We start from the raw sequence: 11,831 nt of genomic DNA, 5'->3' as shown, positions 1-11,831 counted from the left end.
TCCTCCCGACCCTCGTCCTACGGACAGAGGGCGGGGCTCCTGCGCTAGTAAGCTGAAATACGGCTATCCCCTCTGCCGCATAATGAAAGCCGGGAGTTCTCTGCGTCGGATCTATGCCCAACAGCTTGCCCAGCTCCGTCGATCTCAGCCAGAAGCGCATTTTGCTCACAGGGGGCAGCGGCTTTTTGGGCAAACATGTGCTGCAACAGTTGCAGGTGCTGGGGGTAAAGCCGGAGCAGGTGCGCATCCCGCGCTCGCGCACCCAGGATCTGCGCCGCTGGGAAGTCTGCCAGGAGGTGGTGCAGGGGCAGGAGATCGTGATCCACTTGGCCGCCCACGTAGGCGGGATCGGCCTCAACCAAGCCAAGCCGGCAGAACTCTTCTACGACAACCTCATCATGGGATCCCAGCTCATCCACGCCGCCTATCTGGCCGGGGTGGAGAAGTTTGTCTGCGTGGGCACCATCTGCGCCTACCCCAAGTTTACCCCCGTCCCCTTCAAGGAAGAGGATCTCTGGAACGGCTACCCGGAAGAGACCAACGCCCCCTACGGCATCGCCAAGAAAGCCCTGCTGGTGCAACTGCAAGCCTACCGACAGCAGTACGGCTTCAACGGCATCTACCTCCTGCCGGTGAACCTCTATGGCCCGATGGACAACTTCGACCCCGAAAGCTCCCACGTCATCCCAGCCTTGATCCGCAAGGTGCATGAAGCACAGCAACGGGGCCAAAACTATGTCGAAGTGTGGGGGGATGGCAGCCCCACCCGCGAGTTTTTCTACGCTGAAGATGCGGCCCGCGGCATTGTCATGGCCACCCAGCTTTACGACGGGGCGGATCCCTTGAACCTGGGCACCGGTGAAGAGATCTCCATCCGGGATCTGATTGCCCTCATCTGCGAGCTGATGGAGTTCCGGGGAGAGATCCGCTGGCAAACGGACAAGCCCAATGGCCAACCCCGCCGCTGTCTGGATGTCTCCAAAGCCCGAGAGAGGATGGGTTTTGTGGCCAAAGTCGGCTTGCGGGAAGGGCTGCAGCGCACCATCGACTGGTACCGCCGCCACGCCTGCTCTGGGCAAAGCTAGGCAACCCCTTGGCTCTCCAGCCGGCCATCCTCCATGTGCAGCACCCGATCCGCGATGTCCAGGATGCGGTTGTCGTGGGTCACCATGAGGATGGTGCAGCCCTGCTCCCGCGCCAACTTCTCCATCAGGGTCACCACCTCGCGACCCGACTTGCTATCTAGGGCTGCCGTGGGCTCGTCTGCCAGCACCAGCTTGGGATGGCTGACCAAGGCCCGCGCGATGGCCACCCGCTGTTTCTGTCCTCCCGAAAGCTGCTCAGGGTAAGAGTGGACGCGATCCCCTAGGCCCACTGCCGCCAGCATTTCCTCTGCCCGCTGCTGCACCTGTTGAGGAGCAAGGCCGTTGTGCAGCTCCAGAGCCATGCGCACGTTTTGAGCTGCCGTCAGCGAGCGCAGCAGGTTATGGGCTTGGAAAATGTACCCGACCTGGCGGCGGATTTGGATAAGAGTGCTCGGCTGAGCTCCCCGCAGCTCCTGTCCCAACACCCGCAAGCTGCCCTCCTGCACCGAGCGCAAGGCCCCCAGCAGCGTCAGCAGGGTGGTTTTGCCGGAGCCGGAAGGGCCAGTCAGCAGCACGATCTCCCCTGGCTGCAGGGCAAAGCTAATGTCGAAGAGAATCTGCTTGCGCAGGGATCCCTCGCCGAAATAGTGGTTTACACCTTCGGCTTTCACCACTGGCTCAACGGCATTCTGGGCAGAAGCAAGGGCAGCTTGATCGAGAAGAGGAGTCAGCATAGGAAACTCAAAATCTCAAAACTTTGCGTTGACAACTCATTGACCACTTAGGCCGTCATTTGGAGCGTTGAGATGAGACCATTTAGAAACCTTTGGCCGGAGAGCGTTGATGAGGATCCCAGAAGTTTTTAGACAGTTTAGTTCAAACCCTTCACCATCCATCCGATCCCCTTTGGCAGACTATTGACTTACCAACGCCCCGGCGCCCTGCCCACAGCCAAAACTCTAGAAAATGTCGGCAGGATCGGCTGCCCGCAGCCGTCGCACGGCAATCGCTCCTGAGATGAAACACATGCTCACCGCCAGCCCCAGGACCAGCATCGCCCGGTTGAAGGTCATGGCAATAGGCAGCAACGTGGCATTGGCCGTCAAATCGTAGAGCAAAACCGACAGGGCAAAGGCAGGAATGTACCCCAAGCCGGCCAGCAGGAGCGCCTCTTGAAATACCACCCCCAGCAGGTAGGTATCGGTATAGCCCATGGCTTTGAGAGTGGCATATTCCGCCAGGTGATCTGACACATCGGTGTAGAGAATTTGATAGACAATCACAATGCCGACAATAAAGCCCATGCCCACCCCCAGGCCGAAAATAAAGCCGATGGCTGTGCCCTCTTCCCAGTAGGTTTGCTCCATATCGATAAACTCCGCCCGTGAGAGCACCCGCACATCTTCCGGCAGCAAAGCTCGCATCTGCCGCACCAAGGGATCCGGGTCCACACCCGGCTGGAGCTGCACCACGCCGATATCCACCAGGCCGCGCCCCCGCTGCGGAAAAATGCGCAGGAAATTGAGATCGCTGGTGAGAATGGTGCCGTCGGCTCCAAAGGTGGCCCCCATCTCAAACAGGCCCCCCACCTGGACGCGGCGGTTTCCCACCTCAGTAACCACCTCTCGCCCGGACTCAAACCACTCTGGGATGGGGCCAAACTCGCTGCGGGAGCGGCGGTCAAAAAGCACCACGTCCGCCTTTTTGATCTCTTCCAGCTTGTCCGGCGTCAGTTCCGGCAAGTCCAACAGATCAGCCGAGGGATCCACTCCTACCACAAAAATGCTGCGGGTACGGCGGGTCTCTGGGTTTTTCCAGAGGGCAAAGCCCACATAGACAGGCGAGATGGCCCGCACCCCCTCAAAGCCCAAAGCCTGATAGAGTCGCCGCTGGGAGAAGGTGTTCATGGCAATCAGGGCGTTGGACTGAGGGCTGACCAGGAAGATCTCTCCCTTCAGGGCCACGTGGAAGCGGATGGCACTTTCCAGCAGGCTGTCTTGGAAGCCCAACTGCATGAACATCAAGATGCAAGCAAAGGCAATGCCCGCCAGGGCCACCAGCAGGCGGATCTTCTCCCGCGTCAACTGCAGCCAGGCCAACGGGATCCGATGGGCGATAAAAGCCACACTGAACAGGCTGTACATGGGCTGAGCCTACCCCTCGACATCGATGGCCACATTCACCTGCAGGTTGGTCAGGCCAGCCACGCGGGCGCTGCTCTCCGGATCCAGGCGGATATACACCTCTACCACACGGGCATCCACATCGGCAGCTGGGTCGGTGTTGAGCACATCTTTCTTGCCAATCTGCAGGCCTACCCGCTCCACTCGGCCCTGCAGGGTTTCTGGCAGAGCGCGGTTGCTAATGGTGGCCTGCTGGCCTGGCCGAACCCGCAAGATGTCTGCTTCGTAGACCTCGGCCACCACCATCATTTGGTCAGTGTTGCCCAGCTCGAGAATGCCCTCGCCGGCGGGGATGACCTCTCCAGGGCGGGTGTGGATCTTGAGCACCTGTCCAGCACGGGGAGCGCGGATGAGGGTGCGCTCTAGGCGAGCTTCTGCCAGTTCCAGATTGCGGGCCAGGGATCCCAGTTGGACTTGGGCTTGGGCCAGACTCAGTCCCGCCTCGGCAGCTTGGACTTGGGCTTGGGCATTGAGCAGATCCCGCTCACGGGCCAGGCGCAGTTGGCTCAGGGTGGCTTCGGCAGCCCGCAAGTCCTCCTGTCGTTGCCGCACCAGCAGCCGGCGTTGATCCAGCTCTTGTTGCGAGATTGCTCCTTCCTGCCAGAGCTCCTGAAAGCGGGCCAGATTGGCCTCGGCATCGGCCAGTTCTGCCCGGATACGTTCCACCACCGCTTCCTGGGAGCGGATTTGCATCTGTTGCGGCTCGTCCAGACGGCTGAGGCGGGTGCGTGCCTCTTGGATTTGGGCCTGACTGAAACGGGTCTCGGCCTGCAACCGGGCGCGGGCCTCTTGAAGTTGGGCGGCAGCGTACTCTCGCTCCGCCAACCGCTCGGCGTAGCTTTCCAAGCGGGCCAGCACTTGGCCTGCCACCACGCGATCCCCCTCGGTCACCAGCAGCTCTCCCAGCCGTTCTCCAGGGGAACCGGCAATGCGCAGCACTTCCCCCTCCGGCTCCAGGCGACCCAAAGCACCAACTTGCGGAGGCAGCCGCATTTCCACCGTTGCCTCTGCACTTCCCGATACCGACTGTGTGGCTCCCTGTTGGCTCAATCCCAGCCATGCCAGACCGGCACAACCAAGCAGCCCGACTCCTGCCAGCGACCAAAGCGCTCGTGGGTTCATGGCCTTTTACCCGCTGTGGCTTTGCAGACGACAAACGCCGCCTCTTTTTCTTAAATAAGTGTAAAGTTTTTGGGATGAAAATGTCCAGCCGTATTCTATGTTGCTTGTCTTCACCGTATTTTCACTCCCTTTGGGTTCCCCAAGGTGCCGGAAGATCATTGGCAGCCGGTGAGGCGCAGCCTACCTAGCTCTGGGGATTCCTGATATGATGTGGCCTGTTCGAACCTGTTTGTAGTCAGCAGAACGCAGTCCTTTTTCTGGAGTGTGGCGGTTTTAGGAGTGGGGTGGAGTTGCGATGGTGGAAACAGTTGGAGGAAGGGATCCCATCCCGCCGTTGCCGGTTCCGTCTCAGCCTCTGCCCCTGCATTTGGATCCCTTAAATCCCTTGCTGTCCACCTATCACTTTGTGGGCATTGGTGGAGTGGGGATGTCGGCTCTGGCCTATATTCTGGCTAAGCAAGGGTTTCGCGTTTCCGGATCCGACATTGTCGCCAATGGCCGTACCCGCCGCCTGGAAGCTTTGGGGGTGCGCTTCTTTCAGGGCCACAGCTCGGAGGGATTGGTCGGGGATCCCCAGGTGGTCTATTCCAGCGCCATTCGCCCCACCAATCCGGAATTGGCCGCTGCCCTGGGCAAAGGATTGACGGTTTGGCACCGGGCAGACTTGTTGGCGGCTCTGTTTAACCATCGCTCTGGCATTGGGGTGGCCGGCACCCACGGCAAAACCACCACCAGCAGCATGATCGGCTATGTATTGCTCTCGGCGGGCTGGGATCCCACCTTGATTATCGGCGGGGAAGTGGATGCCTGGGATGGCAATGCCCGTCTGGGCAAGGGGGAGTATTGGGTGGCCGAGGTGGATGAGTCGGATGGATCCCTGGTGCGGCTCTATCCCAAGATTGGGGTGATCACCAACATTGAGCTGGATCACCCCGATCACTACGCCGATTTGGGGCAGGTGATCCGGGCTTTTCAACAGTATGGGCAGCAAAGCCAAACCCTGGTGGCCTGTCTGGACTGTCCCAACGTGGCGGCTCACCTGAGGGTGGATGTGGGCTACAGCCTGACCGGTCATCCCCAAGCCCAGTACCAAGCTCGCCAAATCCTCTACACTGCCAGTTTCACCTGCGCTGAGATCTGGGAAAAGGGATCCCTCCTCGGACAGCTTCGCCTACAGGTGTTGGGATCCCACAACCTCAGCAATGCCCTGGCGGCGGTTGCCGTTGGGCGACAGTTGGGCTTGGAGTTTGCGGTGATTGCCTCAGCTCTGGCCGAGTTTCGAGGGGTGCAGCGGCGATTTGAAGTCAAAGGCGAGGTGGAAGAAGTCACCTTTATCGACGACTATGCCCATCATCCCAGCGAGATTCGAGCCACCCTGCAGGCAGCACGGCTACAGCAGCGGCGGGTGGTGGCCGTGTTTCAGCCTCATCGCCACAGCCGTTTGGCTGCCTTGTTCCAGGATTTTGCCCGCTGCTTTGGGGAGGCGGACGTGGTGGTGATCGTGCCTACGTATGGAGCGGGAGAGCCGGCGCCTGAGGGTTCCGACAACAGCTTGCGCTTGGCCGTGGCGGTGGCGGAGCACCATCCCCATGTGCGCTATGTGTCGTCTTTGCCGCGATTGCCGGAGGTGTTGCCGTCCGTCCTGCAGCCTGGAGATCTCGCCGTTTTTTTGGGCGCAGGGGACCTAAATCAGCAGATAATCGCTACGATGCGGGCATATGCGGCTCAGGTGAGGGAACAGCCTGGGCAAGCCAAAAATCCAAACTTCAGCTGAAAAGATAGCTGCTTCTGAGGTATTGAATCATGACGACGGCTCCGGTGGTGCCTCAGCGGGACGGTTCCTGTGAGTCTGAGGCGGCAAGTCTTACCGCTGAAGACAGGCTTCTCCCCCGCGGGCCGGCGGCTCTGCTATCTGGACGAATTCAATCGGGGATCCCGTTGGCTCCTCTGACCACCTTTCGCGTGGGCGGCAAAGCGGAGTGGTATTGTGAGCCCCGTATCCATCTGGAGCTGCAGCAGTGTTTGGCTTGGGCGCGAGCAGAAGGGATCCCCACGACGCTGCTGGGGGCAGGTAGCAATCTGCTCATCAGCGATGCGGGGTTGAAGGGGCTGGTGATCGGCACTCGCCGTTTGCGGGGGATCCAACTGCTGGAAGGGGGGAGAATTTGGGCCGCTGCCGGAGAGCCTTTGGTCAATCTGGCGCGGGCAGCCGCCAAGCAAGGCTGGAGCGGTTTGGAGTGGGCCATCGGGATCCCTGGCACCCTGGGGGGAGCCGTGGTGATGAATGCGGGTGCCCACGGACGCGCCATGGCGGATGTGCTGGTGGAAGTGCAGATTTTGGACGAGGAACAAGAGCCCTGCCGCCTAGAACCTGCCGATCTGCAATTTGGCTATCGCCGCTCTCGCCTACAGGACTCCCCCTGGACGGTGACAGGAGCGACGCTGCAGTTGATCCCAAGCAGGGATCCGTCCCAGGTGCAGTGGGAAACCCAGCGCTACCTCAACCAACGCCTAAGCTCTCAGCCCTATCATTTGCCCAGTTGTGGCAGCGTCTTTCGCAACCCAGAGTCTCACCCTGCCGGCTGGCTAATCGAGCAGGTCGGCTTGAAGGGGTACCGCATCGGTGGGGCCCAAATTTCAGAGCGCCATGCCAACTTCATCCTCAATTGCCATCAGGCGAGTGCCAAGGACATTTACCGCTTGATTCGCTTGGCCCAGGAAAAGGTCTATCAACAATGGTCGGTGCTTTTGGAGCCGGAAGTGCGCATTCTGGGATCCTTTGAGGATTAGAAGAGCATCGGCTGGGCAATTTGGCCTGCTTTCTTTTGATGACTTTGATAATTTCGATGATTCTGCTCTTAAACTGTTCTTACCAGCTTAGATGCTCGTCGATTCTTTCCTATCGGCTTATGAGTCAAGATGTAGCCACTTTACGTCGTTTAATTCAACGGCTCAATCAGTCCCACACCACTGCGGAAGAACGCCGCTATTTGGTGGAGATCGGCAGCCTGGCTGCTTTGCTCACCCCGGAAGAGGCTGCCGCTTTGGCCCAGGATCCCAAGCAACTCACCGCCGAGCAGCACTATCGCATTTGGGACTGGGTGCATCGCTGGGAACGGGAGCACCGCCACGAAGATCTGGACTGGGATCCCTCTCTAGACCGACACAACGACTAGAACTCGAAAGAATCCCGTCCCGCTATCACGAACAAATCCCGGCCAGAGTCTAAGACAAAAGCCATCTCCAAGTCTCATTTTTGAACAGGATCCACACCCCCAAGCCCATGAGAATCCAGGGCACCCAGCGCTCTCCCCGCTCGGCCAAAACCTTGGCTACTTCAGGTTGCATTGTCAGTTTTTGAGCCACTGCAAACCACAATCCCTTCATCAGAAAAATCGTGGAAAAAAGGGCCAACTGAGGAGGGGTGCTGCCGGCAAACAGAGGAACGTACAGGCTGACATTATCTCCACCATTGGCAAAGGTGAGGAGCATGGACATCAGGGCTGGTGGGGGCAAAAAAACTGACCAAGCCTTTTGGGTTGGGCGCTCTCGCAACTCTTCCAACTCTTTTTCCAAGGTTTCTTCAGGGTCAGGTCGCCACAATTTCCACCCACCCACAGCAATCGGGATCAACCCCAGCAGCCCAATCGCAGGTGGCGGCAACAACAGGCCTCCCAAGTATCCCAGAGAGCTGATCAGGATCACCCCTGCCAAGCCCAAGTAGCCCCCCAGCCAAATGTGCCAGCCCTTCCAAGTAGGCCGAATCTGTGCCTGGGCAAACAACAGAACCAGCAAGAAAAAGTCGTCGATATGGGTGGCAATAAAAGCGAGGATCCCTTCGACTAAAGTTGCCCAGAAAATTGCCAGCGGCATAGGGTTAAGAAATGGGGAAGATGGCGCTGATATCGACGAGGTGAAACTGAAGCAGCCCAACAATTGCCGAAGTATAGGCGGTAGAAGAAGCCAGCCCAATCAAGAGATCGCGTTTCATATTGCGGGGTTTCTCGCCTTTCTCGACGACATCCGTAGCGCCAAACTGCATCATGAGAATGCCCATCAAGTTGGAGAGCCAGTACCCCACGAGGGTTCCGCTCAAAAACCACTGTGGCTGCCACAGGCTACAAAGGTAGCCAAACCCATAGGCAATCGGCAGGTTGAAAAACAAGTCATTCCACCAGGAAAGGGGAGACAGCATAAACCCCAAAATCAGTAAAATGCCACCTCGGAGCTTCTTCCCCATAGGTCTTGCTCTCCAGCGTTACGTCCTCACAATCTTAGCTTCACATTGCTTCATGAAAACCCAAAAACAATGTCTGGCTCTCCACCTGGGAGTGTGGCACGGCCTCTTCTCCAACTATCGACCCACCGCCGGCGGCTGGGAGCTGGGGGGCCAAAAGCGCAGCCTCATCACCTTTGAGGCCTTGGCTCCATCCTCTTCTTCAGGAAGTCCGGCGGCAGGGAGCGCGATCCGCCAAACCAACGCCTACTACCCCCTACAGGGATCCCCCACTCCAGAAAGCTGCCACAGTTGGGTTTACCAAGACTTCTCTCCTGGATTGCGGTTTTTCCCCGATGGATCCTTTTCCAACGGGCGGGTGCAACTGGCACCGTTCAGCGATTTTGCCGTTGAGCAAGGCTTTCTCTGGGAAGATCGCAAGGCGCGGGTGGTGCAGCAATGGGATGCCCAGGGCCGACTGATGGGGGTGACCACGATTTTGGAGCGCCGCGGCCAACCTTTGGATCCCGTTGCAGACTGTGCACCCCTGAGCAGAGAGCAGCTGAGAGCCTGCCTCCAGGGGAGATGGCGGGGGATCGCCCAGAGCTTTGCGGTTGCCGAGGGCCGGTTTGCCGAAACCGAGGTGGACTGCTCGGGGGCAGAGTGGTTGAGCAACTGGGATCCCTTGCCGGGAGGGCTGTGGATTGGCGGGCCGGATCCCTTGCCCATCCCTACCGCCCACCGGGATCGCAGCTTTTCGGTGAGCCTGAGCTGGTTTCCGCAGTCGGAAGACTGCCATTGTCTCTTGCGTTTGATCCGGGACTACGATGCCCGCGGTGCTTGGCAAGGGGTTACGCTGATCCGGGCGCAGAGGGATCCCGTTTGAGAAAGGCGCAAACCTGGGCAAACACCGTTTCCCGCTCGCAGTCCAAAGTGAGGATGTGGTCGGAGTGCTCCAGCCAATGCAAGATCTTCTCCTCGGATCCCAGCTCTTGATAGAGCCACGCTGCCTGTTCAGGATCCACTACTGTATCTTGGCGAGATTGCAGGATCAGAGTGGGAACCCGGATGCTGGCCACTTCCCCCTTGACCCGCTCGATGAGCTCGAGGGCGCTGCGCACTGCCGACAGATTGAAGCTGCGAAAATAGGCTACCTTTTCCGCCAAAGCGCGGACATCCCCGTCCCGAATGGGCAGATGGAAGCGGGGGACATCCTCCAACAACCACCCCAGGCTGTTCAGGTACTGCTCAGGGCGAAAAAGATAGTACCAGCGGTGGCGAATGGCGAAAAATGGCGCCAGCAGCACCAATTTATGGATGGGATGGGCAAAAGCCAGGTGCAAAGCCAGCAGACAGCCGGTGGAAAAGCCCACCAAGGAAACGCGCGGGTACTCCTGCTGCAAAGCCAGATAATGCTCCAAAGCCCGCCCGTACCACTCCGTCCAGCGGGAAGGGGGCATGCGATGGGCCGGGCGGTCATGGCCGGGATAGTTAAATCCCTGCACCGTCAGGCCAGCCGCCAACAGCCGCTCTGCCAGCCATTGCAACTCGTAAACACCGCCCCCCAATCCATGTAGCAGCAGACAGGCGTGTTCCCCTGCTCCTCGCCACAAAAAGGGTTCGTTACTCAACATAAAACATAAAAAAATAAAACTCCGTTCCACTTCGCGACGGGATCCCTTGCTAGCCCAAGGTGATATCCAGCAACATCATCACCACAAACCCACTGATGACCCCAAAGGTGCCCTCCCGCTCCAACCCCTGCCGGTGCGACTCAGGGATGATCTCATCGGAAATGACAAACAACATCGCCCCCGCCGCAAAAGCCATGCCCCAGGGTAGTAGGGGCTGCGCCAGAGAGACCACCGTTGCTCCCAGGATCCCGCCGATGGGCTCCACCAGTCCGGTCAGCAGGGCGATGCCAAAAGCGAACAGCCGCGAGTACCCCTGGCCCACCAGTGACAAAGCCACCACCAGCCCTTCTGGCATGTTCTGCAAGCCGATCCCCAACGCCAACGCCAACCCATCGCCGACTTGGCCGGTGGCAAATCCCACCCCCACCGCCAAGCCTTCCGGGAAATTGTGCAGGGCGATGGCAATGATGAACAGCCAAATCCGTTTCAAATGGGCGCGGTTCTCCCCTTCCACCCCTTTGAAAAAGTGCTCGTGAGGAAAGAGGCGGTGGGCACTCTCCAGGAAGATCGCCCCCAACAACAGGCCTGCCACCATCACCACAGCCGCCCCAAATGGGGAATACCCCAGCGCTATGGCTGCCTCGGTGCCCGGCACCAGCAGGGAAAAAGAGGTGGCCGCCAACATCACCCCACCCCCAAACCCCAGCAGGATCCCTTGCGCCCTTTCCGAGAGCGAGGGGAGAAACAGAGCGGGCAAGGCCCCTAACCCGGTTGCCAACCCGGCGATCAAGCTGGCCAGGGATCCCATCCCAATTGGATGCACAAGCCCCTCTCCACAAAGGCCGAATGCTTCTCAATTCTCCTCCTTTTGCGACATTGTGTGCGGTTTGTGGCCAACCGGAATGGCAGATCCCCTGCTATGGCTAGCCCACCACCGGAGTTAGGGTTGCTTTGAAAGGCTCTCGACAGCGCAGTAGATCTTCCGTTTGAGCCTGAATGGCTGCCAACGCTTCGATCTCTGAGATGCGGGTACTTTGACCGGCCTCGGTGATCGGGATCCCGTCTACGAACACTGTGTGAACATTGCTGGCCCAAGCGGCATAAGCTTCTGTTGCCAGATTTTGTGTTTATGAGCGAGGTACACAAGAGCAAGTCTGAAGGCTCTATTCCCCAGTTGGAGCTTGCCATCTGAGGCAAGGTTTATTCCCAACAGTGGTAGATTGCGTGGGCGCAGAAGCATCCTAAGCAGCAATTTGACCAGGCTATACTTTAGTAAGGCGGGTCGACAAAAACTAAAGAAAACTAAAGTCAAGTCTGATGATGAGGAGTGAAAAAGCGATGCAGAAAAAAGCAGTTACAAACCTTTTGGCTTTGAGTCTAGGGGCGGCCTGTCTGGGGCTGACCGGCTGCGGTGGCGGCGGAAGCAGCGGGACGATATTGCCCACGCCGACACCTACACCGACACTCACACCGACCCCAACTCCAACACCCACCCCAACCCCGACACCTACGCCCACACCGGGTGCCCCGACTTTTACCAAGGCATATAGTCCTACCTCGGTGGCTGCTGGCCCCACTGCCAAAACAACCC

The 11,831-nt window shown here is 58.9% G+C and carries 14 protein-coding genes; 5 read left to right on the top strand and 9 right to left on the bottom strand.

The genetic code is table 11. From position 1 onward, the window contains the following. The first annotated feature begins 113 nt into the window (after positions 1-113). Entirely contained in the window at positions 114-1,085 is a 972-nt protein-coding gene (locus NW838_RS00715) for a GDP-L-fucose synthase family protein (protein ID WP_414409128.1), read from the top strand. On the opposite strand, the gene NW838_RS00710 is transcribed toward NW838_RS00715, so the two are convergent. The 3 genes from NW838_RS00710 to NW838_RS00700 all read right to left on the bottom strand — a co-directional run bounded on the left by NW838_RS00710 (position 1,082) and on the right by NW838_RS00700 (position 4,390). Then, entirely contained in the window at positions 1,082-1,819 is a 738-nt protein-coding gene (locus NW838_RS00710) for a DevA family ABC transporter ATP-binding protein (protein ID WP_414355769.1), read from the bottom strand. The two genes, NW838_RS00715 and NW838_RS00710, sit on opposite strands and share 4 nt — an antisense overlap. Positions 1,820-2,044: 225 nt before the next feature. Further along, positions 2,045-3,229 (bottom strand): ABC transporter permease DevC, encoded by a 1,185-nt coding sequence (gene devC / locus NW838_RS00705; RefSeq protein ID WP_414427300.1) that lies wholly within the window; start codon positions 3,227-3,229, stop codon positions 2,045-2,047. A 9-nt stretch (positions 3,230-3,238) separates the two neighbouring features. Further along, entirely contained in the window at positions 3,239-4,390 is a 1,152-nt protein-coding gene (locus NW838_RS00700) for an ABC exporter membrane fusion protein (RefSeq protein WP_414355771.1), read from the bottom strand. A gap of 334 nt (positions 4,391-4,724) precedes the next feature. Between NW838_RS00700 and murC the strand changes: the two genes are divergently transcribed. The 3 genes from murC to NW838_RS00685 all read left to right on the top strand — a co-directional run bounded on the left by murC (position 4,725) and on the right by NW838_RS00685 (position 7,566). Then, complete coding sequence (murC, locus tag NW838_RS00695) at positions 4,725-6,164, top strand: UDP-N-acetylmuramate--L-alanine ligase (protein WP_414427301.1); 1,440 nt, start codon at positions 4,725-4,727, stop codon at positions 6,162-6,164. A 29-nt stretch (positions 6,165-6,193) separates the two neighbouring features. Continuing rightward, positions 6,194-7,180, top strand: coding sequence for a UDP-N-acetylmuramate dehydrogenase (gene murB / locus NW838_RS00690; RefSeq protein WP_414427299.1), 987 nt, complete (start codon positions 6,194-6,196; stop codon positions 7,178-7,180). A 119-nt stretch (positions 7,181-7,299) separates the two neighbouring features. After that, on the top strand, positions 7,300-7,566 hold the full coding sequence (locus tag NW838_RS00685; RefSeq protein WP_414342676.1) for a hypothetical protein: 267 nt from the start codon (positions 7,300-7,302) through the stop codon (positions 7,564-7,566). Between the two features lie 49 nt (positions 7,567-7,615). Here the strand turns inward: NW838_RS00685 and NW838_RS00680 are convergent, their stop codons facing one another. Both NW838_RS00680 and NW838_RS00675 read right to left on the bottom strand, forming a co-directional pair. Then, positions 7,616-8,263, bottom strand: coding sequence for a cadmium resistance transporter (locus NW838_RS00680; protein WP_414427298.1), 648 nt, complete (start codon positions 8,261-8,263; stop codon positions 7,616-7,618). Positions 8,264-8,267: 4 nt separating this feature from the next. Further along, on the bottom strand, positions 8,268-8,630 hold the full coding sequence (locus tag NW838_RS00675; protein WP_414355774.1) for a hypothetical protein: 363 nt from the start codon (positions 8,628-8,630) through the stop codon (positions 8,268-8,270). 52 nt (positions 8,631-8,682) lie between these two features. Between NW838_RS00675 and NW838_RS00670 the strand changes: the two genes are divergently transcribed. Further along, a complete protein-coding gene (locus tag NW838_RS00670) occupies positions 8,683-9,492 on the top strand; it encodes a DUF3598 family protein (protein ID WP_414427297.1) in 810 nt (269 codons plus the stop codon). Here the strand turns inward: NW838_RS00670 and NW838_RS00665 are convergent. The 4 genes from NW838_RS00665 to NW838_RS00650 form a co-directional block, all read right to left on the bottom strand. Further along, complete coding sequence (locus NW838_RS00665) at positions 9,458-10,240, bottom strand: alpha/beta hydrolase (protein WP_414427296.1); 783 nt, start codon at positions 10,238-10,240, stop codon at positions 9,458-9,460. The genes NW838_RS00670 and NW838_RS00665 overlap by 35 nt on opposite strands. Positions 10,241-10,289: 49 nt before the next feature. Continuing rightward, entirely contained in the window at positions 10,290-11,063 is a 774-nt protein-coding gene (locus NW838_RS00660) for a ZIP family metal transporter (protein WP_414375583.1), read from the bottom strand. Positions 11,064-11,163: 100 nt separating this feature from the next. Continuing rightward, positions 11,164-11,313, bottom strand: coding sequence for a hypothetical protein (locus NW838_RS00655; protein ID WP_414355778.1), 150 nt, complete (start codon positions 11,311-11,313; stop codon positions 11,164-11,166). 219 nt (positions 11,314-11,532) lie between these two features. Further along, on the bottom strand, positions 11,533-11,831 hold a 299-nt coding region (locus NW838_RS00650; RefSeq protein WP_414427295.1), incomplete at its 5' end, for a hypothetical protein.

The sequence above is a fragment of the Synechococcus sp. R55.2 genome, assembly GCF_047462075.1.
GTDB lineage: Bacteria > Cyanobacteriota > Cyanobacteriia > Thermostichales > Thermostichaceae > Thermostichus.
The sequence above is the reverse complement of the archived record's forward strand: the minus strand, read 5'-3'. Positions and strand labels throughout refer to the sequence as shown.